General features: G+C 72.3%; 22 protein-coding genes. 11 read left to right on the top strand and 11 right to left on the bottom strand.

The genetic code is table 11. The features are described 5' to 3' along the window. Positions 1-43 precede the first annotated feature (43 nt). The 3 genes from tal (at position 44) to ACFPIH_RS37180 (ending at position 2,669) form a co-directional block, all read left to right on the top strand. Complete coding sequence (tal, locus tag ACFPIH_RS37190; RefSeq protein ID WP_381182533.1) at positions 44-1,405, top strand: transaldolase; 1,362 nt, start codon at positions 44-46, stop codon at positions 1,403-1,405. Positions 1,406-1,514: 109 nt separating this feature from the next. Beyond that, positions 1,515-1,970: a nuclear transport factor 2 family protein gene (locus ACFPIH_RS37185; protein WP_381182315.1), complete on the top strand. Its 456-nt coding sequence runs from the start codon at positions 1,515-1,517 to the stop codon at positions 1,968-1,970. A gap of 90 nt (positions 1,971-2,060) precedes the next feature. Then, positions 2,061-2,669 carry a DJ-1/PfpI family protein gene (locus tag ACFPIH_RS37180; RefSeq protein WP_381182317.1) on the top strand — a complete coding sequence of 203 codons (609 nt, stop codon included), beginning with the start codon at positions 2,061-2,063 and terminating at the stop codon, positions 2,667-2,669. 28 nt (positions 2,670-2,697) lie between these two features. On the opposite strand, the gene ACFPIH_RS37175 is transcribed toward ACFPIH_RS37180, so the two are convergent. Next, positions 2,698-3,276 (bottom strand): hypothetical protein, encoded by a 579-nt coding sequence (locus tag ACFPIH_RS37175; protein WP_381182319.1) that lies wholly within the window; start codon positions 3,274-3,276, stop codon positions 2,698-2,700. A gap of 88 nt (positions 3,277-3,364) precedes the next feature. Beyond that, positions 3,365-3,820 (bottom strand): MarR family winged helix-turn-helix transcriptional regulator, encoded by a 456-nt coding sequence (locus ACFPIH_RS37170; protein ID WP_381182321.1) that lies wholly within the window; start codon positions 3,818-3,820, stop codon positions 3,365-3,367. Between the two features lie 204 nt (positions 3,821-4,024). Between ACFPIH_RS37170 and ACFPIH_RS37165 the strand changes: the two genes are divergently transcribed. Next, a complete protein-coding gene (locus tag ACFPIH_RS37165; RefSeq protein ID WP_381182323.1) occupies positions 4,025-5,491 on the top strand; it encodes an MFS transporter in 1,467 nt (488 codons plus the stop codon). Positions 5,492-5,930: 439 nt separating this feature from the next. On the opposite strand, the gene ACFPIH_RS37160 is transcribed toward ACFPIH_RS37165, so the two are convergent. The 5 genes from ACFPIH_RS37160 to ACFPIH_RS37140 all read right to left on the bottom strand — a co-directional run bounded on the left by ACFPIH_RS37160 (position 5,931) and on the right by ACFPIH_RS37140 (position 11,864). Next, positions 5,931-6,575, bottom strand: coding sequence for a response regulator transcription factor (locus ACFPIH_RS37160; RefSeq protein WP_381182325.1), 645 nt, complete (start codon positions 6,573-6,575; stop codon positions 5,931-5,933). A gap of 55 nt (positions 6,576-6,630) precedes the next feature. After that, complete coding sequence (locus ACFPIH_RS37155) at positions 6,631-8,001, bottom strand: sensor histidine kinase (RefSeq protein ID WP_381182535.1); 1,371 nt, start codon at positions 7,999-8,001, stop codon at positions 6,631-6,633. 100 nt (positions 8,002-8,101) lie between these two features. Next, positions 8,102-9,244, bottom strand: coding sequence for an ABC transporter substrate-binding protein (locus tag ACFPIH_RS37150; protein WP_381182327.1), 1,143 nt, complete (start codon positions 9,242-9,244; stop codon positions 8,102-8,104). Positions 9,245-9,427: 183 nt separating this feature from the next. Next, positions 9,428-10,681: a helix-turn-helix domain-containing protein gene (locus ACFPIH_RS37145; protein WP_381182329.1), complete on the bottom strand. Its 1,254-nt coding sequence runs from the start codon at positions 10,679-10,681 to the stop codon at positions 9,428-9,430. A 208-nt stretch (positions 10,682-10,889) separates the two neighbouring features. After that, positions 10,890-11,864, bottom strand: a complete 975-nt coding sequence (locus ACFPIH_RS37140; protein WP_381182331.1) for an alpha/beta hydrolase — start codon at positions 11,862-11,864, stop codon at positions 10,890-10,892. A 238-nt stretch (positions 11,865-12,102) separates the two neighbouring features. On the opposite strand from ACFPIH_RS37140, the gene ACFPIH_RS37135 reads away from it, so the two are divergent. Then, positions 12,103-13,074, top strand: a complete 972-nt coding sequence (locus ACFPIH_RS37135; protein WP_381182333.1) for a TerC family protein — start codon at positions 12,103-12,105, stop codon at positions 13,072-13,074. On the opposite strand, the gene ACFPIH_RS37130 is transcribed toward ACFPIH_RS37135, so the two are convergent. Next, the gene (locus ACFPIH_RS37130; RefSeq protein WP_381182335.1) at positions 13,064-14,101 is read right to left on the bottom strand and encodes an FkbM family methyltransferase; all 1,038 of its coding nucleotides are present in this window, start codon (positions 14,099-14,101) and stop codon (positions 13,064-13,066) included. The genes ACFPIH_RS37135 and ACFPIH_RS37130 overlap by 11 nt on opposite strands. A 188-nt stretch (positions 14,102-14,289) precedes the next feature. Here ACFPIH_RS37130 and ACFPIH_RS37125 point away from each other — a divergent pair, with 188 nt between their 5' ends. After that, the gene (locus tag ACFPIH_RS37125) at positions 14,290-15,171 is read left to right on the top strand and encodes an LLM class F420-dependent oxidoreductase (protein ID WP_381182337.1); all 882 of its coding nucleotides are present in this window, start codon (positions 14,290-14,292) and stop codon (positions 15,169-15,171) included. A gap of 441 nt (positions 15,172-15,612) precedes the next feature. Here the strand turns inward: ACFPIH_RS37125 and ACFPIH_RS37120 are convergent, their stop codons facing one another. After that, positions 15,613-16,176: an NADPH-dependent FMN reductase gene (locus tag ACFPIH_RS37120; RefSeq protein ID WP_381182339.1), complete on the bottom strand. Its 564-nt coding sequence runs from the start codon at positions 16,174-16,176 to the stop codon at positions 15,613-15,615. A 126-nt stretch (positions 16,177-16,302) separates the two neighbouring features. On the opposite strand from ACFPIH_RS37120, the gene ACFPIH_RS37115 reads away from it, so the two are divergent. The 4 genes from ACFPIH_RS37115 (at position 16,303) to ACFPIH_RS37100 (ending at position 20,906) form a co-directional block, all read left to right on the top strand. After that, positions 16,303-16,953, top strand: coding sequence for a TetR/AcrR family transcriptional regulator (locus ACFPIH_RS37115; RefSeq protein WP_381182341.1), 651 nt, complete (start codon positions 16,303-16,305; stop codon positions 16,951-16,953). A gap of 220 nt (positions 16,954-17,173) precedes the next feature. Next, positions 17,174-18,223: a LacI family DNA-binding transcriptional regulator gene (locus ACFPIH_RS37110; protein WP_381182343.1), complete on the top strand. Its 1,050-nt coding sequence runs from the start codon at positions 17,174-17,176 to the stop codon at positions 18,221-18,223. A gap of 16 nt (positions 18,224-18,239) precedes the next feature. Further along, positions 18,240-19,418: a 4-hydroxybenzoate 3-monooxygenase gene (locus ACFPIH_RS37105; RefSeq protein ID WP_381182345.1), complete on the top strand. Its 1,179-nt coding sequence runs from the start codon at positions 18,240-18,242 to the stop codon at positions 19,416-19,418. A 36-nt stretch (positions 19,419-19,454) separates the two neighbouring features. After that, on the top strand, positions 19,455-20,906 hold the full coding sequence (locus tag ACFPIH_RS37100; protein WP_381182347.1) for an aldehyde dehydrogenase family protein: 1,452 nt from the start codon (positions 19,455-19,457) through the stop codon (positions 20,904-20,906). Positions 20,907-20,967: 61 nt separating this feature from the next. On the opposite strand, the gene trxA is transcribed toward ACFPIH_RS37100, so the two are convergent. After that, positions 20,968-21,342: a thioredoxin gene (trxA, locus tag ACFPIH_RS37095; protein WP_381182349.1), complete on the bottom strand. Its 375-nt coding sequence runs from the start codon at positions 21,340-21,342 to the stop codon at positions 20,968-20,970. A 145-nt stretch (positions 21,343-21,487) separates the two neighbouring features. Here trxA and ACFPIH_RS37090 point away from each other — a divergent pair, with 145 nt between their 5' ends. Further along, the gene (locus tag ACFPIH_RS37090) at positions 21,488-22,906 is read left to right on the top strand and encodes a dihydrolipoyl dehydrogenase family protein (protein WP_381182351.1); all 1,419 of its coding nucleotides are present in this window, start codon (positions 21,488-21,490) and stop codon (positions 22,904-22,906) included. Between the two features lies 1 nt (position 22,907). On the opposite strand, the gene ACFPIH_RS37085 is transcribed toward ACFPIH_RS37090, so the two are convergent. Next, the gene (locus ACFPIH_RS37085; RefSeq protein WP_381182353.1) at positions 22,908-23,552 is read right to left on the bottom strand and encodes a peptide deformylase; all 645 of its coding nucleotides are present in this window, start codon (positions 23,550-23,552) and stop codon (positions 22,908-22,910) included. Positions 23,553-23,631 lie beyond the last annotated feature (79 nt).

The raw sequence follows: 23,631 nt of genomic DNA, 5'->3' as shown, positions 1-23,631 counted from the left end.
CGAGTGGTTCGAGGAGCAGGACCAGGGGTACCGGGACAGCGTCCTGCCGCCGAACGTGAAGGCACGCGTCGCGGTCGAGGCGGGCATCGGTCTGACCTGGCACAAGTACGTCGGAGAGGCCGGCCGCGTCGTCTCTCTGGAGCACTTCGGTGCCTCCGCCGACGCCCGGGTCCTCTTCCGCGAGTTCGGTTTCACCGCGGACGCCGTGGCCGCGGCCGCCCGGGAATCCCTCACGCCAGCGACCACGGGAGACGCGCCTCCCATGCCTGCCGACCCGCTCGAGCAACTCTCCCACGAAGGCGTCGCCATCTGGCTGGACGATCTGTCCCGAAGCCGACTCACGTCCGGGGACCTGACCGAACTCGTGGAGAAGCGGCACGTGGTGGGCGTCACCACCAACCCCACGATCTTCCAGCAGGCGATCGGTGACGGGGGCGACTACGCCGACCAGATCCACGACATGGCCCTGCGCGGGGTGACGGTCTCCGAGGCCGTCCGCATGATCACCGCTGCGGACGTCCGCGACGCCGCCGACGTCCTGCGTCCGGTCTTCGAGACCACCGGCGGCCGGGACGGGTGGGTTTCCCTCGAGGTCGAGCCCCGGCTCGCACACGCCACGGAAGCGACGATCGCCGAGGCCAGGCATCTCTTCTGGCTCGTGGACCGCCCGAACACGCTCATCAAGATCCCGGCGACCAGGGCCGGTCTGCCGGCCATCACCGAGCTCATCGGACTCGGCATCAGCGTCAACGTCACGCTGATCTTCTCGCTGGAGCGGTACGGCGCCGTCATGGACGCCTACCTCGCCGGCCTGGAGAAGGCCGACGAGCGGGGCCTGGAGCTTTCCAAGATCCACTCGGTGGCCTCGTTCTTCGTCTCCCGCGTCGACACCGAGATCGACAGGAGGCTGGACGCCCTGGGCACCCCGGAGGCCGACGCGCTGCGCGGCAAGGCCGGTGTCGCCAACGCCCGCCTCGCGTACCGGGCGTACGAGGAGGTGTTCGGCTCGGCCGACGGCGCGACGCCGCCTTCCGAGCGCTGGGCGGTGCTGGACCGGCTGCACGCCAACAAACAGCGTCCGCTGTGGGCCTCGACGGGCGTCAAGGACCCGGCCCGCCCCGACACCCTCTACGTCACCGAGCTGGTCGCGCCCGACACCGTCAACACCATGCCCGAGGCCACTCTGAGAGCCACCGCCGACCATGGCGAGATCAGGGGCAACTCCGTCGCGGGCACCTACGATCAGGCCCGCGCCCACCTCGACGCCGTGGAGAAGCTGGGCATCTCGTACCTGGGCGTCGTACAGGTCCTGGAGACCGAAGGCATCCAGAAGTTCCAGCAGTCCTGGGACAGCCTGCTGGGCGCGGTCCGCGGTGCCCGTCCGCACCGCGAAAGTGGATCTTGATGCTCGGTGCCGTTACCCGGGAGGTAATGGCGCCCCTCTGGCCGCGCTGGCGAGAATGCTGATCTCGCCGCGTCAGCCGGACGCGGATGCCGGATCGGAGTGATGAGCCGTGTCCCTAGCCGCACCCGCGACCACCCGCACTGTCGTGGAGGAGCTGTTACGCCGGATCGGCGAGGGCGATCCCGAGCGGATCGCTGAGATGTATGCCGAGCGGGGCGACTGGAAGCTGGACTGGCCGGAGGCCGAGCACGGTCGGACCGCCACCCCATGGATCCGTCACCGTGCCAGCCGCGCCGATGCCGCCGCCCACTACCGTGAACTCGCCGAGCACCATGTGCCCGGGCAGGCGGCGACCGAGATCGAGCGCATCCTCGTCGACGGCCGCGACGCGGTCGTGCTCGGCGAGATCCGGCAGACCGCCCGCTCCACCCGACGCGCTTATCGCGCCCGGTTCGCTTTGCACCTCACCGTCGAAGACGGCCTTGTCACCCGGCACCACGTCTACGAAGACAGCCTTGCCGTCGCCCAGGCATTCGACACGAGGGCACCGGGCGAGGCTTGCTGAGGCAGGAGCGAGAACGGGAGTCGTACGCCCTGTCCGCGCGGACCCGGTCCGGGGACACTGGAGATCTGAGCCGCGTGCAAAGGAGTCGTGATGCAGGTAGCCGTGGTCACCTTCGACGGGTTCAACGAACTCGACAGCTTCATCGCCTCCGCGCTGATCAACCGGTGCCGAAACGACGGCTTGGAGGCCTTCATCACGACGCCGACGCCGGTGGTCACGTCGATGAACGGCGTCGAGGTGACCGGGCAGCGTCCGATGGAGTTCGTGACCGAGGCCGACGTCGTGCTGATCGGCAGCGGCGTGCGGACCCGCGACGTGGTCGCCGACGACCGGCTGCTCTCCAGGCTGCCGCTCGACCCCTCACGACAGCTGATCGGTGCGCAGTGCTCCGGCGCGCTGGTGCTGGCGCGGCTCGGGCTGCTGGGTGGCATGCCGGCTTGCACGGACACGAAGAGCAGGCCCTTCGTAGAAGCCTGCGGGGTCACCGTGCTGGACGTGCCGTTCCACGCCGAGGGGAACATCGCCACGGCGGGCGGCTGCCTGGCCTCCCAGTACCTCGCCACCTGGGTGATCACCCGCACGCTCGGGGATGCCGCCGCGCGCGACGTCCTCGACTACGTGGCTCCGGTCGGCGAGAACCAGGAGACGGTCGAGCGCGCCCTGCGCGCCGTCCACACGGGCGCGGTCGCCCTGCACTGACACCTTTCCCCCTGGCTGTCCCGGCCGGTTACGGTCGCAGGAGGTAGCGCGTGAGGAGCGACTCCGCGCGGGACGGGCTCAGGCCCAGGGCCGTGCCGATCGTCTCCCAGGGGACCTCGTCCTCCTGGATCGCGTACGCCGCCTCCTGGGCGATGTCCGCGGTGATGCGCTCCAGCGCGGTCGCGGCCCTGAGGGCGGCGACCGGGGCCTGTTCGGCGAGGAAGGCCAGCTGTTCCTCCAACTGGCCCATCAGATGGGTGAGTTCGTCCGGGAGGGGCACCGTCCGGCGCTCCACGGCACGGATGTGCTCGCTCCAGTCCCGGTACGCGTCCCCCGTGTTGAGGTCGGACTGGGGGTCCTCCTCCAACTGCGCCCAGTCGATCGGACGCGTGGCTCCGCGCCAGCCGCACGAGCAGGCGGCGCGGTAGGCGGCTGCCCTGGGCCGGCCGGCGTCGCCGTCGTACGCCCACCACTCGCCGGTGGTCACACCGCTGTCGGCGCCGCTGCCGAAGTCCATGTACACCGGCTTGGGTTCGTCGCCCCCGGCGAGGACCGCGCCCGCGATGCCCTCGTGGGACTGCCCGAACTGCTCGGTCATCCACCCCATGGATCTTCCCCCTGAGTCAGGTCCCGTAGCTCCCTCGACCGAGCATGCCCCCTGGCCGGAGAGAACATCCGCGACGCGCCGTACACCGCTACGGGCGGGGCCAGGGACGGCCGCCGATGGCCTCGATGCCGTTGTTGAAGCGGCGCAGGTAGGACGCGAAGGCGGCGATGTCGTCGTGCGGCCAGTCGCGCATCACCTGCTCCAGGATGTCGACGATCCCCTCGCGCTCCTCGTCCAGCAGCCGGGTGCCCTCGCCGGTGAGGCGGAACTTACGGGCCATCCCGCCCTCCGGGTCCGGGATGCGTTCGATCAGCCCCGCGCGCATCGCCGCCGCGGTCTGCCGGTTCAGGGTGGAGGCGTCCAGGCCGAAGGCGTCGCTCAACTCGCCGATGGACATCGGTCCCTGGACCCGGATGCGGCTCAGCAGGATGTAGGCGCTGCGCTCCATGAGGCTGTCCTTGCGGCGCCCGCCCCGCTGGTTCAGGAACGAGTGACGGCTGAGGAGCATCTGCTCGTACTCGACCTCGTGCGTCGGCGTCTCCATCGTCCCCGGCCCCTCCTGATTCCGTACGGGTATTCCGTTCGGCGGCCGTCCCATCCTGGCATACGGTTGTGCATCAGCCACATCACATGCTCGATACATACGGCATGTACGATGCACATCCTTACCGCGTCTTCACCTTCCCTTTCACCCTCCCTGTCACCTTCACCTTCACCTTCACCTTCCGGAAAGTCGAGGAGTCCGCCCATGGACGCCCCCGTTCCCCAGCCCACGGCCCGTTCGGGTGCCGTGATCGCCACGCTGGCCTTCGCCGGCACCACGGCGGCGATCATGCAGACGCTGGTCACGCCCCTCATCGCAGAACTGCCGCAGATCCTGGACACCTCGTCCTCGAACGCGGCCTGGGTGATCACGGTCACCCTGCTGGTCGCGGCCGTGTGCGTGCCGGTCGTCGGCCGCCTCGGCGACCTGGTGGGCAAGCGCCGGATGCTGCTCGCCTGCTCCGTGCCGCTGATCGTGGGCTCGGTGGTGTGCGCCTTCGCCTCCGACGTCGTGACGATGATCGTCGGGCGCGGACTGCAGGGCATGGGCATGGGCATGGTGCCCCTCGGCATCGCGCTGCTGCGGGACGTCGTACCGGCCGAGAAGCTCAGCGGCTCCATCGCGCTGGTCAGTGCCTCCATGGGCATCGGCGGCGCCATCGGTCTGCCGCTGGCCGCCGCGGTCGCCCAGTACGCCGACTGGCGCGCGCTGTTCTGGGGGTCCGCCGCCCTCGCCACCGTCGTCGCCGTGCTGATCTTCATGCTCGTCCCGGACGTCCCCGCCGGCGCCAAGGGCCAGCGCTTCGACCTGCCCGGCGCGATCGGCCTCGGCGTCGGCCTGGTCTGCCTGCTGCTCGCGGTCTCCAAGGGAGCCGACTGGGGCTGGGCCTCGGGCACCACGCTCGGTCTGTTCACCGCGGCCCTCGTGGCGCTGATCGGCTGGGGCTTCTGGGAGATGCGCACCACCGACCCGCTGATCGACCTGCGCACCACCGCCCGCCCCCGCGTGCTCTTCACCAACCTCGCCTCGGTCTTCATCGGCTTCGGCATGTACGCGAGCATGCTGGTGATGCCGCAGCTGCTGCAGTACCCCGAGGCGACCGGCTACGGCCTCGGCCAGTCGATGCTCGCGGCCGGCCTGTGGATGGCGCCCGGTGGTCTGATGATGATGCTGGTCTCCCCGCTCGGCGGAAAGCTCACCAACGCCCGGGGGCCGAAGTTCACGCTGGTCTGCGGCGCCCTGGTGCTGGGCGCCGGCTACTTCGCCTCGCTCGCCCTCATCGGCTCCGCCTGGGGCGTCATGCTGGTCACGATCATCACCAGCAGCGGTGTGGGCCTCGCCTACGGCGCCATGCCCGCCCTGATCATGAGCTCCGTGCCGCTGACGGAGACGGCCGCGGCCAACGCCTTCAACACCCTCATGCGTTCGCTCGGCACCTCGATCGGCGCCGCGGTCATCGGCGTGATCCTCTCCCAGATGACCACGACCCTGGGCGGCTACACCTTCGCCTCCGAGGACGGCTTCCGCACCGCGCTGATCGCCGGCGGCGCCCTCGCGCTGATCTCCGCGGGCATCGCCGCCGTCATCCCGGCCACCCGCGCCGCCACGGCCGACAAGGCCACGGCCGACCCGGCCGACCCGGCCGTCGCCCCGGAGCAGGCCAAGGTCTGACCCACCCGTACGACGGGGCAAGGGCGGGGCGCCCGCGCACGCGAACGGGGGCGCCCCGCCCGACGGACGGGATCCGGGCCGGGGTGGGCTGGACCCCGGCCGGGTCAAGGCCGACGGGCAAGGGCCGGTCGGCCTTCGGGCGGGCCGGGTTGGGTTGGGCCGGGTTGGGTCGCCACCGGCGCCGAGCCCGGGCCCGGGCGACCACCATCAACGCGGCCGGCTCGGCTCGGCTCGTGCCGACCGCGTCTGCCGGCCGCTCCGTCGGCGCTGCGCGCTTCGCCGCACTGGCTGTCCGGGCCGCTCGCACCGCACCCGCGCCGGTCGCCCCGGGCCGCCCGCGCTGGTCAGCCGCGCCGGGCGGACCGACCCGGTGGACCGACCCGGTGGGTGGACCGGGAGTAGCGCGTCGCCGGGGACGGCGGGTCGTGCTTCGTCGGGATCATGTCAGGTTCAGAAGGCCCCTCCGTACCGCCTCCGACACCGCCGCTGCACGGTTCTCCGCGCCCAGCTTGCGGTAGACGCGTACGAGGTGTGTCTTGACGGTGGCCTCGCTCAGGAACAGTGCCTCGGCGATGGCCCGGTTGCTCAGCCCCTCGGCCAGCAGGCGGACCACCTCGACCTCCCGGCCGCTCAACTCCCGCTCGGGCGCCACGACCTGCCCGACCAGCTCGCCCATCACCTCCTGCGCGAGCCCCAGCGCCCCGGCGGCGGCACCGCGCACGGCCCGGAACAGTTCCTCCGGCGGCCCGGCCTTCAGCACATACCCCCGGGCCCCCGCCTCCAGCGCCCGCACCACGTCGGCCCGCCCCGAGTAACTCGTCAGCATCACCACGGGCACCCCGGGCGCCTCGCCCGCCAGCCGACGCACCGCCTCGATGCCGTCGATTCCGCCCCCGCCGCCGAACCGCAGATCCATCAGCACCACGTCGGGCACCAGCCGCGCCGCGAGCCGAACGGCCTCCTCCCCGCTCCCGGCCTCGGCGACCACCTCGACATCCGGCTCCCCCTCCAACAGCGCCCGCAGCCCGGCGCGTACGACGACGTGGTCGTCCGCCAGCAGCAGCCGCAACGGCACGCCGGTCACCGGACGGGCCGACGGGTGCCGGGGCGTGGTCCGGGTCGGGGGAGTGCGGGTGCCGTCACCGGGCGGCCACCGGCGTCGGGTGGGCCGTACGCGATGCGGGGACCGTGGCCCGTACGCAGGTGCCGCGGCCCGGGGCGCTGCCGACGTCGAGGTCTCCGCCGCACTCGCGCAGCCGCGCGCGGGCGGCGGGGAGGCCGAGTCCACGGGTGGGGTGGGCGGCGGTGGTGAGGCGGCCGGCCTCGAAGCCGGCGCCGTCGTCACGAACTTCGAGCTCCACCCGGTCCGGGTGCTCCCGCAGCGTCACCAGGACGTTCACCGCGCGTGCGTGTTCGCGGACATTGGCCAGCGTGCTCTGCGCGACCCGGAACAGCGTCGCCGCCGACTGCCCGTCCAGGGCGGGCCTACGCTCACCTGCCGGTCCTGCCGGTCCTGCCGGTCCTGCCGGGGGCACTGAGCCCACCGGACCCACCGGACCCACCGGACCCACCGAACGGACCGGACCCACCGGACTGACCGAGTCGGCCGGGCCCACCGAGAGGAACCGGACTCGGGCTGCCGCGCCCTCCGCCTCGGCGCGGGCGCAGAGCAGTCGCAGGGCGCCCTCCAGGCCGGCCTCGTCCACGGCGGACGGCGTCAGGTCGCTGATGATTCTGCGGGTCTCGGCGAGATGGGTGTGCAGCCCGTCGGCGACGGCCCGCATCCTGGTACGGGCCATGTCCGGGCGCGTGTCCCAGTCGCGGTCGGCGGCCTGCAGCAGCATGACCCCGCCCGCGAGTTCCTGGGCCAGCGTGTCGTGCAGGTCGCGGGCGATCCGCGCCCGCTCGGCCAGCATCCCGGCCTGCCGCTGCTGCCGCGCCACGACGTCCCGGGTGCCCCGCAACTCCTCGACGAGCCGCAGCCGTTCGGCCGCGTCACGCTGCTGGGCGCGGTACAGGGCGACGGTGCCCCACACGGCCGCCACCGGGATCACGACCGCCTCGGAGTCGAACGACCCCGCGCTGCGGACGAGTTGAGCCGTGAGTACGACGGTCAGCGCGGCCACCGCCACCCCGGCCGCCCGCCGCCCCAGCACCCGCAGCGCCGCGCAGGCCAGCGGAACCGCGCACCAGGCGTAGGCGGAGGTGAGCGCGGGGGCGAGGACCATGAGCAGGGTCCACAGAGTGAGCAGCGCCGCTATCCACGCCACCCGGGCCGACCGCCCGAGCCGCTCCCCTGCCGCCAGTCCGCCCGCGTAGCCGACCGCCAGCAGTCCGCTGACCGTCATGACGTCCCAGCACGGCCCGATCCCCAGCCGCGCGAAGCGGACCAGGCCCGCCCCGACGACGAGGAAGAACGTCAGATGGGCGACCTGGGTGACATGGGTCAGAGTCGGCCGACGCCCCCGGACGGTTCCCACAGCGGCACGGACGGGAGAGCGGTCGGCCACTTCGGACACGTCGGACCCCTTGGACGGTGATCAGTTCGAACGGGGGTCCGAGTTTATCCGGCGGCTGTAGGCGCGGTGTGAGGACGCTCGGCGTCCGCTGTCAGGCGCCCGGACGCAGCCCGAGCACACCCGGCGTCGGGTCGCCCTTCACCTCGCCGAAGTACAGCGCGAACGTCTGCTTCAGCCGCTCCACCTCGGCCCGGTCGGCCATGAAGCGCGGGAAGCCGTCGATGTTGGCGTTCGGGTACTCCCACACCGGCTTCAGACCGGCCGGGGGAGTGATGTCCGTCCGCACCGACCAGCCGTTGAAGGACGACCCCTGCGTGGCCGTGGACAGCTGCCAGTTGAGGTAGAGCTTGGCGGCCGTCGTGTTCCGTGCCGCCTTGAGGATCGCCGCCCGCTGGCCCCAGGCCATGAACGGGGCGCTGTCCGGTACGACCCACTTGACCGGCCCCGTCGCCAGAGGTGCGCCCGAGCCGCCGACGCCGACCGCGAACTGTCCCGCGCGCAACGCGTCCGCGGGCGAGTTGCTGCCGCGCGCGAACCGGACGTCCTGCGCGGCGAGCCGGGCCGCGAAGTCCCAGCCGTACTTCTTCACGTACAGCGAGTAGAGGAAGAGGACGGCGTCGTCGTCGTGCGGATACGACGAGGCGATCTTCCCCTTCCACTTCGGGTCGAGCAGGTCCAGCGGGGTGCGCGGGGCGTCGCCCGCGCCGACCGCTGCGGGCGCGTACATGAAGCTGAAGCCGATCGCCGCGACGGCGACCCAGGCGCCCTGCGGGTCCTTGAACTTGTCGTAGACCTTGGAGAACCCGGCGGGCCGGTACGCCAGCAGCCGCCCCTGTGCCTTCCACCGGACGAAGTCCTGCAGCGTCTGCAGCTGTACGACGTCGGGGACGAGGGTGTTGGTGGCGAACTGGTTGTCGACGCGTACGTCGTGGTACTTGCTGTAGTCGACGACGATCTTCAGGTCGATGTCGGGGAAGCGGTTCAGGAAGGCGGCCTTGGTGGCGTCCTGCTGGGTCGGGGTGTCCCCGCCGGCGTAGACGACGAGACTTCCCCCTTCCGCGCGTGCGGCCCGGTACAGCTCGTCGAGCGACCTGGTCTCCTCGGCGCCGGAGCCGTGCTGCCGGGTGGTGGTGGGGGTGGTGGCCGCGGCCGGGGTCGCGCCGAGGGCGCCGACGCCGAGGGCGGCACCGGCCCCGGTCACCAGGAGACGCCTTCGGCTGGGGGAACTGGGCATGCTGGGGGGACCTCTCTGATCGCTGAGGTGTGGGGGGATGGGGGATGGGGGAGCGAACCGGGCGCCACGGTCGGTTCGATTCTGCGGTGCCGGTGCGGTGGCGCGCGTCGTCCGGACGGAGCGGACGGCCCGCGTGCGATGGAATCCCCGTTCAACCGAACGGTTGAACCGCCGGCCTTGCCCCTACGGCCGTGCCAGCCGCCGCATCGTCAGCGCGAGGTGCAGCCGCAGCCGGCCCTGGGGGGTGCGCACCGGCCAGCCCAGCAGGTGCTCGGCGTGGACGAGCCGGTCCTGGAGCGTGGAGTGGTGCACGTTGGCCTCGGTGGCCGCCGCCCGCAGGCTCGCCGTCCCGGTGACGGCGTACAGCGTGGCGAGCAGCCAGGGCGCGTCCACGGCCGCCGTGTCCACCGCCCGGACGTCCGGCGGCGGCTCGGCCCCCGGCACGATCAGGTCGGCCAGCAGGGCGAGCCCGCCGAGCTCGTCGGCGTACACGACCCGGGGGCCGGGGTCCTGCGCGGTGCCGTCGGCGGTGAAGCGGAGCGCGGTCCGGGCGTCGGCCCAGGAGCGGGGCAGCTCCAGCACGGGCACGACGGGGCCGACGCCGGCCCGCCCGGCCGGCACGTCGGTCCTCCCGTGCACCGAGGTGCGCGGGGCCCCGGCGCCGGTGGTCTGCGGGGGCGGGGCCATGACCCGGGGGCGCCCGCCGGCTGTCGGGAGGGCGCGGGCCGTACCGGTCCGGGTGGGTCCGAGGTGGTCCGTGCCGGCGGTCGGGGTCTCGGTGGTGTGGGTCTGTAGGGGCGGTGGGGCGACGGTTCCGGGGTGTCCGCCGGGTGTCGCGAGGGTGTGGTCCGTGCCGGGGTGCAGGGAAGCGGTCTCGGGGGCGTGGGGCTCCGGTGGCGCGGCCAGTACCCGGGGGTGCCCGCCGGGTGTCGCCAGGACGCGGGCCGTGCCGTGCGGGTCCAGGCCGAGTCCGCGGGCCGCGTGCAGCCGGGCCGGTTCGGCGGCCGTCGTGTCGAGGACCGTCTCGATCAGGGCGGGGTCGTCGTGGAGCGGGGCCCGCCCGCGCGTGCGGTCCAGGACGAGCCGTGCCACGCCGGCGGCCCGTTCCAGGATGACCGCGTCGACCACGCTGGGTGCGGCGTCGGCGCGTTCCAGCCAGAGGGCGGGGGCACCGTCCGGGGTCAGCGCGGCGGACGGCCACCGGGGGTCCGGCGGCAGGTCCGAGTCGCGCCGGGTGCCGTCGGCCTCCACCCGGATCCGCACCCGCCGGTCCGTGTCGACGAGCCGCGCGGGCACCCCGGCGAGTACGGCGGCCCCGCGCACCAGCGCCTCCACCCCGGCCCGGGACTCGGCCAGCCGGTCGAAGTAGGCGATGACCCGGACGGCGGCGCCGGCGTCCGGATCCAGCGCGGTCAGGCGCCCGGCCAGCTCTTTCATACGGCCATCATGCGGCACACGAGGGACGGAGGGGAGAGCGGCGAAGGACGCAACGTACGGGGCGGCCGGCCCGGAGAGGGTCAGTGTGCCGGGGGCGGCCCCGCCGGGTCTGTTCCAGCGGCGGCCCGCAGACCCGGTTCATGTGTCAGGCGGCGCGACCACCCCTGCCGTCGGCCGGAAGAGCGGATCGCGCCGCCCGGCCGACCGGCTACTCGGCCAGCAGCCTGCGCAGCCAGTTCAGGTGGGCCGCCTTGGCCGACTGGGAGAGGGCGGCCTGTGGGGCGAAGCCGTCGAAGCCGTGGAAGCCGCCCGGCCAGACATGGAGTTCGGCGATGCCGCCGGCCTGCCAGATACGGGTGGCGTAGGCGACGGTCTCGTCCCGGAAGGTCTCCGCGGAGCCGACGTCGAGGAAGGCCGGGGGCAGTCCGGAGAGGTCCTCGGCGCGGGCGGGAGCGGCGTAGGGGGAGACGTCCGGGCCGCCGCGCGCCGCGCCGAGCAGGGCCGTCCAGCCGGTCTCGTTGGCGGTGCGGTCCCAGATGCCGAGGCCGGCCATCTGGTGGGTGGACGGGGTGTCGTTGCGGTCGTCGAGCATGGGGCACAGCAGGAGCTGGCCGAGCGGGCGCGGGCCGCCGCGGTCGCGCAGCAGCAGCGCGAGCGCGGCGGTGAGACCGCCGCCCGCGCTGGCCCCGGCGATCACGATCCGCTCCGGGTCCACGCCCAGCTCCTCCGCGTGCTCCACCGTCCACAGCAGACCGGCGTACACGTCCTCGGCCGGCGCCGGATACGGGTGTTCGGGCGCCAGCCGGTACTCCACGGACACCACGACCATGTCGAGTTCCCGCGCCCAGTCCAGCGCCGCGTCCACGCCGACCCGGTTGTTGCCGATGACCATGCCGCCGCCGTGCACGTGGTAGACGACCGGACGCGGCCGGTCCGGAGCCGGCGAGGTGGGGCGGCAGATCAGCAGGGAGATGTCGGGCTGGCCCTGCGGCCCGGGCACCGTACGGTCCTCGACCTCGAAGGCACCGCCCACCGTCAGGTCCAGCTCGGCCAGCAGGGCGATGCCCGGGCCCTTGCGGACGACGTCGATGTCCTCCAGGGACATCCCCGGCTGGATCATCTCCTTGATCAGCTCCAGCGTGGCGGCGAGTTCGGGGTCGAACGGCGGGGGGACGTACGTCATGGCTTCTCCTCCAAGGGGAGTGCGGCGGCTCGTACCGTCATGGTCCGCGTCTCCACCGCTGTCCCGAGCACCGCCGTCCGGCGGAAGCTCCCCGCCATCCGGCGGGTGACACGAGTCCCGACCTTCCCGGCCCTGCCCTTTGTCAGGACATTACCTTTTGTTCACCTGTGAAAGGTGGCAGAAGTCCGAAGTGCGGACAACGATGTCGAACCCCACAAAAGCATCAGGAGCACCCCCAGTGAATGTCTCCCCCAGCGTCTGGCTGCTGACCGTCGCCGCCCTGTGCGCGCTCGTGGCGGTCGACTTCTTCATAGGCCGCAAACCCCATGACGTGTCGGTCAAGGAGGCCGGTACCTGGACGATCGTCTGGGTCGTCCTCGCCTGTCTCTTCGGGCTCGGACTGCTGTTCTTCGGGGGCGGCAAGCCGACCGGCGAGTTCTTCGCCGGGTACATCACGGAGAAGTCGCTGAGCGTCGACAACCTCTTTGTGTTCGTCCTGATCATGGGGAAGTTCGCGGTGCCCTCGCAGTACCAGCAGCGGGTGCTGATGGTCGGTGTCCTGGTGGCCCTGGTGCTGCGCGCGCTGTTCATCGCCGCCGGCGCGGCGATCATCTCCACCTTCTCCTGGGTCTTCTACCTGTTCGGCGCCTTCCTCATCTGGACCGCGTGGAAGCTGATCCAGGACGCCCGCGGTGGGCAGGAGGATGAGGAGTACGAGGAGAACAAGCTGCTCAAGATGGTGGAGAAGCGTTTCGGTGTCGCCGACCGCTACCACGGCACCAAGCTGTGGATCGAGCAGAACGGCAAGCGGGTCATGACCCCGATGCTCGTCGTGATGCTCGCGATCGGCTCCACCGACGTGCTGTTCGCCCTCGACTCCATCCCCGCCATCTACGGGCTCACCGAGGACCCGTACATCGTGTTCACCGCCAACGCCTTCGCGCTGATGGGCCTCAGGCAGCTGTACTTCCTGATCGGCGGCCTGCTGAAGAAGCTGGTGCACCTCAGCTACGGCCTGTCGCTCATCCTGGGCTTCATCGGCGTCAAGCTGCTGCTGCACGCGCTGCACGAGTCCGGGGTGCACGTCCCGGAGATCGGCATCCCGTTCTCGCTCGGTTTCATCGTGCTCGTCCTCGCGGTGACGACCTTCACCAGCCTGCGCGCGTCCAGGCGCCAGGAGCAGGAGGAGGCGCGGGCGACTACGGTTTAGCGGGCGGTTCGGGCGCGGCCTCCGCGCGCATCATCACGCAGTCGAACTCGATCACACGTCCCGTGGTCGCCTCCCGGGTCACCGGGTACATCCCGGTGATGCCGAAGCCCTCGGCCTCGTACACCGCCACGGACTCGCCCATCGTCGGGCTGCCTTCGTACAGCCGCAGACAGGCGACCTCGGACTGCATGCCCGCGAACTCCCCGGCCCGCTTCCCGGCGCCCGCGAACACCTCCAGGTCGTAGCCCTGGGTGTCCATCTTCAGATACGGGACCGGGTCGGCGAGACCCTCCATCGCCTCGTCCATCACCTCGTCGAGGCGGCGGATGCGGATCTCCTCGGTGTCGGACTTCGCGAACCTGCTGTAGCGGCCCTTGCCGTAGTCGCTGGGCGGCAGCAGGGAGTTCATCGTCAGCCAGCTCTTGTGGATCTCGGCGGTCGTCTCCTCGCGGCCCAGGCCGCACTGGTACACCCGCCACTCGGGGTCCTTCTCGGCGGCCTTCGACAGCCTGGCGAACGTCTCGGACGTGGGCTCGAAGGACACGATCCGGCCGGTGTATCCGGCCCTGCGCAGCCGCTTGGCGTACTGGCCGGTGTTGGCGCCGACGTCGAACACGCAGTTCACGCCGTACAGACCGAGCATGGCCGTCACATGCTGAACGCACAGGTATTCGGCAGCGGAAAGCTGCATCTTGCGCTCGTCGAGGCCCTCCGGGTCCTCGATGAGCAGCAGCGCGCCGGTGTCGCCGAGCGGTACGACGCCCTTCGTCGCGGGCCCGGGCTTCCCCCGGGCCGCGGCACCGGTCCCGTCGTCCTCGGCCCGCCGCAGGAGCCAGGTGTCCTTGTCCAGGCCCGTCACCCGGAGCCGGCGGCCGGGACGGGAGAGCAGTTTCGTTCCGGCGGGGCCGTCGGTCACCTCGTAGGGGCCGCCGCGGCGGGAGACCACCGCCGCTCCTGGGCCGAGGTCGGTCACCTGGAGGCCGAGGCGGGGCATGAACCGGAGCAGTCGTCGATAAAGGGTCTGCATCTCCCCAGCCTTATCAGACCGGACGGCGAGCGGTCTGCGGGTTGAACGACATTGGGCATCAGGGTTACCAGCTGGAAACGCGGGAGCGGCGTGGCCCGTCCGCGCGTCCTCTTCACTTGACTTCGAGAGCGCTCCAACGTCTAGCGTCACCGGCGTCGTAATACGGTCGCTGCGGAGCGGAGACGGACATGCGTGTCGGTGTGCACATCAACCAGTTCGGTACCTCCGGAGGCGCGCCCGCGCTCGGGGCCGAGCTCGCGGCGGCCGGGCGGGCCGCGGAGGCGGCCGGGGTGAGCCGGCTGTCGGTGATGGACCACTACTTCCAGATGGAGTTCAACGGCGGCGCCGAGGCTCCGATGCTGGAGGCCTACACGACCCTGGCGTTCCTCGCGGCCCACACCTCCACGCTGAAGCTGGGCGCGCTGGTCACCGGCGTGACCTACCGGCACCCCGGCCTGCTCGCCAAGATCGTCACCACGCTCGACGTGCTGTCCGGCGGCCGGGCGTCGCTGGGCATCGGGGCGGCCTGGTACGACCGTGAGCACGAGGGGCTCGACGTGCCGTTCCCGCCGGTCGCGGAGCGGTTCGAGCGGCTGGAGGAGACCCTGCGGATCTGTCTGCAGATGTGGGACCCGGAGGACGACGGTCCCTTCGAGGGCCGCCACTACCGACTCGCGGAGACCCTGTGCGTGCCCGCGCCGGTCGCCTCCCCGCGCCCGGAGATCCTGATCGGCGGCACCGGCGAGCGCAAGACGCTGCGGCTGGTCGCCCGTTACGCGGACGCCTGCAACCTGTTCGCGACGACGCCCGAGGAGGTGCGGCACAAGCTCGACGTGCTGCGCGGGCACTGCGAGACGGAGGGGCGCGACTACGACACCGTCCTGAAGACGATCACCTACTCCGGCGAGGCGGCCACGGCCGGCGACCTCGACGCCTTCCTGCTCGATCTCGGCGGCTACGCCAAGCTCGGCATCGACACGGTGATCCTCGCACCCCGGCTCGGGGAGACGTCCGGCTGGATGGAGCGCTTCGTGGCACCGGCGGTGACGCGACTGGCCGAGCTGGACTGAGCCGGGCCGTAGCGGAAGCCGGCAACGCGACTGGCCCGAGCCGGACCTGGCGGAAGCCGGCAACGCGACTGGCCGAACTGGGCGGAGCCGGGCCGAGTGGAAGCGGGGCTGCGCGACTGGCGGGAGCCGGACCTGGCGGGAGCCGGGAACGGGACTGGCCGAGCCGGACTGAGCCTGGCCGTAGCGGAAGCGGGGCAACGCGACTGGCCGAACTGGGCGGAGCCGGGCCGAGCGGAAGCGGGGCTACGCGACTGGCGCGAGCCGGACCGAGCCGGACCTGGCGGAAGCGGGGAACGCGACTGGCCGAACTGGATGGAGACGGGCCGAGCGGAAGCGGCGGAACGCGACTGGCCCGAGTCGGACTGAGCCGGGCCGAGCGGAGGCGGGGCGGCGGGAGAGGGGCCGCGGCCGTCGCCGCGGACCCTCGTGGTGTGACCGTGTTCAGGCGGCCGCGGACTCGCCCGCGTGGCCGTGCAGACGGGCCACGACCTCGGCCAGCTGGGCGGCGACCTCGGCGTCGTCGGCCGGGTGGGTCTCGGCGAAGCGGGTCAGGGAGCCCGGGATGGACAGCTTGACGTCCTCGAGGACCTTGCCGCCGGCGATGCCGACGGACTTGCGGGCCTCGTCCTGCGCCCACACGCCGCCGAACTGGCCGAACGCGGTGCCGACCACGGCGACCGGCTTGCCGCTGAAGGCGCCGGCGCCGTACGGGCGGGACAGCCAGTCGATGGCGTTCTTCAGGACGGCAGGGATGGTGCCGTTGTACTCGGGGGAGACGAGCAGGAAGGCGTCTGCGGCCTGCGCGGCCTCGCGCAGCCTGGCGGCGGAAGCCGGGACGCTGCCCTCGACGTCGACGTCCTCGTTGTAGAACGGGATGTCGGCCAGGCCCTCGTAGAGGGACACCTCGGCGCCTTCGGGAGCGACCTTGACGGCCGCCTCGGCCAGCTGGCGGTTGGTCGAACCGGCCCGGAGGCTGCCGACGAGCGCGAGGATGCGAACAGACATGGGTGCTCCAAAGTGCTGAAACGTTACTGTTACTGATCCGGACCGGGGTCCGTTTAATCTTCTACTTGTTCTAGCACCCTAACCGGACCGCGGTCCAGTTTCTGCCGGATGCTTTACGCTGAGTTCATGTCCACACCGCTGCCACCTCTCCCAAGGCCCGGGGAGCGCACCGGCGAGCCCGAGTTACTGCAACTCGGGTTCACCGGCGACGAGCCGTGCCTGCGTGCCGACGCCGCCCGCAACCGCGCCCGGCTGCTGGACGCCGCGGCCCGGCTGATCGCCGAGCACGGCGCGGCGGGCGTCACGATGGAGGCCGTGGCCGCCGCGGCGAACGTGGGCAAGGGGACCGTGTTCCGGCGCTTCGGCGACCGCACCGGTCTGCTGACGGCGCTCCTCGACCACTCGGAGCAGAAGATGCAGGCGGCGTTCCTGACGGGGCCTCCGCCGCTGGGACCGGGCGCGACCCCCGCGGAACGGCTGCGGGCGTTCGGGATCACGATGCTGCGGCGCTGCGTCGACGAGATGGACCTCCTGCTGGCGGCCGAGGCCGGCCCGGACCGCCGCTACTCCGTGCCGGCCTTCCGGGTCCATCACAGCCACCTCATGCTCCTCCTCCGCCAGGCCGCTCCCGACGCCGACCACGACCTGCTCGCCCACACCTTCCTCGGCTACCTCAACCCCGTACTGGTAAACCACCTGACCCGCCAGTGCGGAGCCCCGCTGGCCCGGCTGGAGCGTGGCTGGACCGACCTGGTCGACCGGGTGACGGCGGCCTGACGGCCGGCCGGTGCCCCGGCTCCGACGCCGGACGCGCGCTCGGCCGGCCGCGGTGCGTTGTGCGCACGGGCAAGTGCTCGGTGGCGGGCGGTGTACGCACGGGCAGGCGGCAAGCGGCGGCCCGGTGGACGACGGGGGTCGCGGGCGTGTCGGGGCTGTGGGCTGGGCGTACGTCATTTGCGGCGCCCCAAGCGGAAATTCGTTCACAGGTTCTGCCAAGATGCCGTACGTCATGGTGCAGATACCGAACACGCCCGCGCCGCCGAAGTCGCCGGCGCCCCGCCCCGTGCCCACCAGCGCAGATGTGGCCCGTCTGGCCGGGGTCTCGCGCGCGACCGTCTCCTACGTCCTGAACAACACCAGCGCCGTACGCATCAGCGAACCCACCCGCCGCCGTGTCCACGAGGCCGCCAAGGAACTCGGGTACGTACCGCACGCAGCCGCCCGCAGCCTGCGCGCCGGACACAGCCGGATGGTCCTGATGCCCACTCTGCCCGTACCGGCCGGGCAGCGCTACAGCCAGTTCGTGCACGACGTCCAGGGCGCGCTCAGCCGCCTCGACTACACCGTCGTCCAGTACGGCGCCACCGGTCTGCGCGGTGACGACGCCGCCCGGGCCTGGGCCGAGTTGCGGCCGGTCGCCGTGCTGGTGCCCAGCCCGAGCATCGGACCCGACGGGGTCGCCGTGCTCAAGCGGTCCGGAGTCCGGGCCGTGGTGACCCTCAGCGCCGCGCCCGTCGAGGGAGCCCACTCGGTGTTCCTGGACCACGCCGAGGTCGGCCGCAGAGCCGTCGATCACCTGTACGCCCGGGGCCGCCGCCGGATCGGTGTCGTCATCCCCGAGGAGCGTGGCATGGAGATGTTCTCCGCGCCCCGCCTGGCCGGTGCCCGCGACGCCCTGCACGGCACCGACGCGACCGTCGTCCCGTTGCCCCTGGCGTACACGGAGGAGTCGGCGGCCGCCCTCGTCGACCGCTGGCCCGACCTCGGCCTGGACGGCGTCTTCGCCTACAACGACGAGTACGCCATGCTGCTGATGAGGGCCCTGCAGGACGCCGGGGTACGCATACCGCAGGACGCGGCCTTCATAGGTGCCGACGATGTGATGCCCGGCAGGCTGCTGCGGCCCCGGCTGAGTACCGTGCGGCTGGAGCTGCCCTCCGGCCGGGACCTCGCGGCCCTGGTCGACCGGGCGGTGCGCAACCCGGGTGCCCCGCCCGAGTCGCACCAGGAGTACGGAGCCACGGTGGTGCACCGCGACTCCAGCTGAGCGGAAGGGGCATGCCATGCGCACCACGGTCGGCATCATCGGCGGCGGCCCCGCCGGACTGCTCCTGGCCCGGCTGCTGCACCGCGCCGGCCTGGACTGCGTGGTCCTGGAGAGCCGGACCCGGGAGTACGTGGAGCACCGGCAGCGGGCCGGGATGCTGGAACAGGGCACGGTCGACGCCCTGCGCGCGGCCGGTGCCGCCGACCGCCTCGACACCGAGGGCCTGGTGCACCACGGCATCGAGCTGCGCTTCGACCGCGAGCGCCACCACCTCGACTTCCCCACCCTCACCGGCGGCCGGACCGTCACGATCTACGCCCAGACGGAGATCGTGAAAGACCTCGTGGAACTGCAACTCGCCGAAGGGCCACCCCTGTTGTTCGAGGCGGAGGCGCTCGCCGTCGAGAGGCCGGACAGCGCCTCACCCGTCGTACGGTTCCGCCACGAGGGCCGTGAACAGACCCTCGTCTGCGCGTGGGTGGTGGGCTGCGACGGCTCCCACGGCATCGCCCGCGAGGCCTTCCCGGCCGGGGCCGTGCGGACGTACGGTCACGACCACCCGTACTCCTGGCTCGGGGTGCTCGCCCAAGTTCCGCCGTCCTGCGCGGAGTTGATCTACGCCCGGCACGAGCGCGGCTTCGCCCTGCACAGCATGCGCTCGCCGCTGGTCTCCCGGCTGTATCTCCAAGTCCCCAACGGGACAAGGGGAGAAGACTGGCCGGACGACCGGATCTGGGACGAACTCGCCGCCCGTTTCGCCATCGACGGCGACTGGACACTGCGCCGCGGCCCGATCACCGCCAAGGCCGTCACCCCGATGCGCAGCCACGTCCACGAACCGATGCGGCACGGCCGGCTACTGCTCGCCGGGGATGCCGCCCACGTCGTCCCGCCGACCGGGGCCAAGGGACTCAACCTCGCCGTCTCGGACGTGCGGATCCTCGCCCGAGCCTTCACCGAACTGCACACCACCGGCTCGAGCCGGACCCTGGACAGGTACTCGGAGCTCTCCCTCCAGCGCGTGTGGCAGGCCATCCGTTTCTCCTACGACATGACTAGGATGTTGCACGCTCAACCAGATGGGGATGCGTTCGACCACCGGATGCAGCTCGCCCGGCTGCGCCGGATCACCGCATCCCGCCACGCCGCCGCCGAACTGGCTGCGAACTACACGGGACTTCCGCTGCCCTTGTGAGCCGTGGGTCCCGCGGGACACCGATCGGAGAGCCGCATGCCTTTGCTCGAATCCCCTTTGCTCGACCCGCGGACCTGGCAGTCCGGCACCCTGACGGGACCCGAGTACGCCGTCACCGAGCCCGCCACCGGCGAGCGGCTCGGCACGGTCGTACTGGCCGCCCCCGAGGACGTCGCCCCGGCCGCCGAGGCCGCCCGCGCCGCCCAGGCCGACTGGGCCCGCGTACCGCACTTCGTCCGCGCCGGAGTGCTCCGCCGGGCCGGTGACCTGTTCGCCGCGCACGCCGACGAACTGCGCGACTGGATCGTGCGCGAGTCCGGATCCATCCCCGGCAAGGCCGACTTCGAACTCCACGTCGCCGCCCAGGAGTGCTACGAGGCCGCCGCCCTCGCCTCCCGCCCGGCCGGGCAGGTGCTGCCCAGCGAGGCGCCCAGGCTGTCGTACACCCGACGGGTCCCGGTCGGGGTGGTCGGGGTGATCTCCCCGTTCAACGCCCCCCTGATCCTCTCGATCCGCTCCGTCGCGCCCGCCCTCGCGCTCGGCAACGCGGTCGTCCTGAAGCCCGACCCGCGCACGGCCGTCTGCGGCGGCCTCTCCCTGGCGGCCGTCCTCGCCGAGGCCGGGCTGCCCGAGGGCCTGCTGCACGTGCTGCCGGGCGGCGCCGAGACGGGCGCCGCCCTGGTCGAGGACCCGCGCGTCCCCGTCATCTCCTTCACCGGCTCCACCGCCGCGGGACGCGCGGTAGGCGAGGCGGCCGGACGCCATCTCAAGCGCGCCCACCTGGAACTCGGCGGCAACTCCGCGCTCGTCGTCCTGGAGGACGCCGACCTCGACGCCGTGATATCCACGGCCGCCTGGGGCTCGTTCTTCCACCAGGGCCAGATCTGCATGACCACCGGCCGCCACCTGGTCCACGCCTCCCTCTACGAGGAGTACGTCGAGCGCCTCGCCGCCAAGGCCGACTCCCTGGCCGTCGGCGACCCGCACCGCGCGCAGGTCCACCTCGGCCCGCTCATCGACGCCGGCCAACTCGCCAAGGTGCACGGCCTGGTGGAGGCCAGCACGGGCGCCGGCGCCAAGCTCGCCGCCGGCGGCACCCACGAGGACCTCTTCTACCGGCCGACCGTTCTCGCGGGCGTCGACGACACCACCCCCGCCTACGCGGAGGAGGTCTTCGGCCCGGTGGCCCCCGTGCGCGCCTTCGCCACGCCGGACGAGGCCGCCACGCTGGCCGCCCACAGCTCCTACGGCCTCTCACTGGGCATCGTCACCCGCGACACCGCCCGCGGTCTCGACCTCGCCGAGCGCATCCCGACCGGCATCGTCCACATCAACGACCAGACGGTGAACGACGAGGCCGTGGCGCCCTTCGGCGGGGTCGCCGCCTCCGGCACCGGCGCCCGCTTCGGCGGCGACGCCAACCTGGAGGCCTTCACCGACGTCCGCTGGACCACGGTGCGCGGCGACGTGGCGCCGTACCCGTTCTAGCCGGACGGCGACGTTCTGGCCGGACGGCGACGTTCTGGCCGGACGGCGGCCGAGGCCTCGGCTACTCGCTCTTGGCCTGCTCCGCCTCGACCGCCTTGCGGACCTCGTCCATGTCCAGCTTGCGTGCCTGTCCGATGACGTCCGTCAGGGCGGCCTCGGGCAGCGCGCCGGGCTGGGCGAACACGGCGACCCGGTCCCGGACGATCATCAGCGTGGGGATGGACTGGATACCGAAGGCCTGCGCCAGCTCCGGCTGCGCCTCGGTGTCCACCTTGCCGAACACCAGGTCGGGGTTGTCCTCCGCGGCCTTCTCGTACACCGGCGCGAACTGACGGCACGGCCCGCACCAGGACGCCCAGAAGTCGATCAGGACGAACTCGTTGTCCGTGACCGTCTGGTCGAAGTTCTCCTTGGTGAGCTCCACGGTGCTGCTCATGACCTGAATCCCTCTTCCCTGAGTGGGTTCCCCGCATGGGTTCCCTGTGTGGGGCGAAACCGTCCGCACAACACTGCGGCCCGGACCCGTATTCCGCGCCCCTACCCGTGTGGCCTCCGCGCACACCACCGACCAGACTGGCCCCATGACGGAAACGGAAACCATCGCTTACGACGTCGTGGTGCTCGGAGCCGGGCCCGTGGGGGAGAACATCGCCGACCGCACCCGTGCCGCCGGTCTCACCACCGCGGTCGTGGAGAGCGAGCTGGTCGGCGGCGAGTGCTCCTACTGGGCGTGTGTGCCCAGCAAGGCTCTGCTGCGCCCGGTCCTCGCCCGCGCCGACGCCCGCAGGGTGCCCGGCCTCGCCCAAGCCGTCCAGGGCCCTCTGGACGCCGCCGCGGTCTTCGCCCACCGCAACTACTTCACCTCCGACTGGCACGACGACGGCGCGGCCCAGTGGCTGGACGGCGTCGGCGCCGACCTCTTCCGCGGCCACGGCCGGCTGACCGGCCCGCGCACGGTGACCGTGGGCGACAAGGTACTCACCGCCAGGCACGCCGTCGCCGTCGCCACCGGCACCCGCGCCGTCCTGCCCCCGCTGCCCGGACTCGCCGAGGTGAAGCCCTGGACCAGCCGGGAGGCGACCAGCGCGCAGGTCGTGCCCGGCCGGCTCGTCGTGGTCGGCGGGGGAGTCGTCGCCACCGAGATGGCCACCCTCTACCAGGCCCTCGGCGCGCAGGTCACCGTGCTCGTGCGCGGCAAGGGCCTGCTCGACCGGATGGAGCCCTTCGCGGGCGAGCTCGTCGCCGAGGCACTCACCGAAGCCGGCGCGGACGTCCGGACCGGCACCTCCGCGCAGTCGGTGACCCGCTCCGACGGCACCGTGGTGGTCATCACCGACACGGGTGAACGCATCGAGGCCGACGAGATCCTCTTCGCGGTCGGCCGCGCCCCGCGCACCGACGACCTCGGCCTGGAGACCGTCGGCCTGGAGCCCGGGTCCTGGCTCACGGTCGACGACAGCCTGCTCGTCACCGGCACCGACTGGCTCTACGGCGTCGGCGACGTCAACCACCGCGCCCTCCTCACCCACCAGGGCAAGTACCAGGCGCGCATCGCGGGCGCCGCCATCGCCGCCCGCGCCGCCGGGAACCCGCTGACCGAGATCGGCCCCTGGAGCGCCCACGCCGCCACCGCCGACCACCGGTCCGTCCCCCAGGTGGTCTTCACCGACCCTGAGGCGGCGGCGGTGGGCCTGTCACTGGCGGAGGCCGAACAGGCGGGGTACCGGGTGCGTGCCGTCGACGTGGACATGTCCTCGGCGTCGGGCGCGGGCCTGTACGCAGACGGCTACAAGGGACGCGCCCGGATGGTCGTCGACCTGGAGGAGGAGATCCTGCGCGGGGTCACCTTCGTCGGCCCGGGCGTCGGCGAACTGATCCACTCCGCGACCGTCGCGGTCGTCGGCCAGGTGCCGATCTCCCGCCTGTGGCACGCGGTCCCGTCCTTCCCGACGATCAGCGAGGTGTGGCTCCGGCTGCTGGAGGCGTTCCGCGACAAGTGAGCTACGGCAACGGGAAGTTGAGTTCCTTCGCCGCCGCCACCGGGGTCGGCTGCGCCCAGCGCTCCAGGACCGTCTGGTTGGCGGACAGCGACCGCAGCTCGGCCCGGTCCAGGTAGAGCGTGCCGTCCAGGTGGTCCGTCTCGTGCTGCACGATCCGGGCCGGCCACCCGCTGAACACCTCGTCCAGCGCCCGCCCGTGCTCGTCCTCACCCGTCAGCCGCACCTCGGCGTGCCGGGCCACCACGGCCTGGTAGCCCGGCACGCTCAGACACCCCTCGAAGAACGCGGCACGGGCCGAACCGACGGACTCGTACGACGGGTTGACGAGCACCCGGAACGGCTGCGGCACCCGGCCGCGGGCCACCCGCACCTCCTCCGGCACCGGCGCCGGGTCCTCGATCACGGCGATCCGCAGCGCCACGCCGACCTGCGGCGCGGCGAGCCCGACACCGGGCGCCGCGTGCATGGTGACGCGCAACGCCTCGACGAACCGGGCCAGGAGAGCGGGGTCCAGCTGGCCGTCGTAGCGCTCGGCGCCGGAGCGCAGGACCGGGGCGCCCGCCGCGACGACGGGCAACGGGCCGCCGGGGGCGAGGAGTTCCTCGATACGGTCGGCAAGGGGTGTACGAGGACTGGGAGTTGCCATCGGGCCAGCATGCCATGACCGCCGCCTGTGACGCAGGTCACGATAAGTCGCGGGAACTCAACCGGACCTGCCTCCGACT

This window comes from Streptomyces vulcanius (assembly GCF_042653945.1).
Classification (GTDB): Bacteria; Actinomycetota; Actinomycetes; order Streptomycetales; family Streptomycetaceae; genus Streptomyces; species Streptomyces mangrovi.
This window is presented reverse-complemented; position numbering and strand designations above follow the sequence as displayed.

What these genes read in the sequence shown, in the direction of transcription:
- ACFPIH_RS37120 (WP_381182339.1), bottom strand. Translation starts at nt 16,176, where the DNA reads ATGTCTGTTCGCATCCTCGCGCTCGTCGGCAGCCTCCGGGCCGGTTCG.
- ACFPIH_RS37125 (WP_381182337.1), top strand. Translation starts at nt 14,290, where the DNA reads ATGCGTGTCGGTGTGCACATCAACCAGTTCGGTACCTCCGGAGGCGCG.
- ACFPIH_RS37085 (WP_381182353.1), bottom strand. Translation starts at nt 23,552, where the DNA reads ATGGCAACTCCCAGTCCTCGTACACCCCTTGCCGACCGTATCGAGGAA.
- ACFPIH_RS37165 (WP_381182323.1), top strand. Translation starts at nt 4,025, where the DNA reads ATGGACGCCCCCGTTCCCCAGCCCACGGCCCGTTCGGGTGCCGTGATC.
- ACFPIH_RS37150 (WP_381182327.1), bottom strand. Translation starts at nt 9,244, where the DNA reads ATGCCCAGTTCCCCCAGCCGAAGGCGTCTCCTGGTGACCGGGGCCGGT.
- ACFPIH_RS37140 (WP_381182331.1), bottom strand. Translation starts at nt 11,864, where the DNA reads ATGACGTACGTCCCCCCGCCGTTCGACCCCGAACTCGCCGCCACGCTG.
- ACFPIH_RS37100 (WP_381182347.1), top strand. Translation starts at nt 19,455, where the DNA reads ATGCCTTTGCTCGAATCCCCTTTGCTCGACCCGCGGACCTGGCAGTCC.
- ACFPIH_RS37105 (WP_381182345.1), top strand. Translation starts at nt 18,240, where the DNA reads ATGCGCACCACGGTCGGCATCATCGGCGGCGGCCCCGCCGGACTGCTC.
- ACFPIH_RS37170 (WP_381182321.1), bottom strand. Translation starts at nt 3,820, where the DNA reads ATGGAGACGCCGACGCACGAGGTCGAGTACGAGCAGATGCTCCTCAGC.
- trxA (WP_381182349.1), bottom strand. Translation starts at nt 21,342, where the DNA reads ATGAGCAGCACCGTGGAGCTCACCAAGGAGAACTTCGACCAGACGGTC.
- ACFPIH_RS37090 (WP_381182351.1), top strand. Translation starts at nt 21,488, where the DNA reads ATGACGGAAACGGAAACCATCGCTTACGACGTCGTGGTGCTCGGAGCC.
- ACFPIH_RS37145 (WP_381182329.1), bottom strand. Translation starts at nt 10,681, where the DNA reads ATGAAAGAGCTGGCCGGGCGCCTGACCGCGCTGGATCCGGACGCCGGC.
- ACFPIH_RS37175 (WP_381182319.1), bottom strand. Translation starts at nt 3,276, where the DNA reads ATGGGGTGGATGACCGAGCAGTTCGGGCAGTCCCACGAGGGCATCGCG.
- ACFPIH_RS37115 (WP_381182341.1), top strand. Translation starts at nt 16,303, where the DNA reads ATGTCCACACCGCTGCCACCTCTCCCAAGGCCCGGGGAGCGCACCGGC.
- ACFPIH_RS37130 (WP_381182335.1), bottom strand. Translation starts at nt 14,101, where the DNA reads ATGCAGACCCTTTATCGACGACTGCTCCGGTTCATGCCCCGCCTCGGC.
- ACFPIH_RS37110 (WP_381182343.1), top strand. Translation starts at nt 17,174, where the DNA reads ATGCCGTACGTCATGGTGCAGATACCGAACACGCCCGCGCCGCCGAAG.
- ACFPIH_RS37180 (WP_381182317.1), top strand. Translation starts at nt 2,061, where the DNA reads ATGCAGGTAGCCGTGGTCACCTTCGACGGGTTCAACGAACTCGACAGC.